Origin of the sequence: Prevotella lacticifex, assembly GCF_019973375.1 — a bacterium.
GTDB classification, from domain to species: Bacteria; Bacteroidota; Bacteroidia; order Bacteroidales; family Bacteroidaceae; genus Prevotella; species Prevotella lacticifex.
The window spans coordinates 1-289 of record NZ_BPTV01000033.1; the positions used below are offsets into that span (position 1 = coordinate 1).

The following is a 289-nucleotide window of genomic DNA, read 5'->3' on the forward strand; positions in this document are numbered from 1 at the left end:
CGAGAGAATAAACAGCATGCGAGAATCCTTTTTCTCGCGGTATTAATTTTCTCGCCAAGCCGCAAAGGGCGCAAAGGAATTATTCCAAAGGAATCTTAGCGTTCTTCGCGCCTTTGCGAGAGAATAAACAGCATGCGAGAATCCTTTTTCTCGCGATATAATTTTCTCGCCAAGCCGCAAAGGTCGCAAAGAGAATTATTCCGAAGGAATCTTAGCGTTCTCTGCGCCTTTGCGAGAGAATAAACAGCATGCGAGAATCCTTTTTCTCGCGGTATTAATTTTCTCGCCA

At 44.6% G+C, this 289-nt stretch carries 1 protein-coding gene; it reads right to left on the reverse strand.

Annotated elements, in window-relative coordinates; all coding sequences use genetic code 11:
- Positions 1-95: 95 nt before the first annotated feature.
- Positions 96-289 (reverse strand): hypothetical protein (locus LDN30_RS16280; RefSeq protein ID WP_223930257.1); only part of this gene is annotated, 194 nt, incomplete at its 5' end.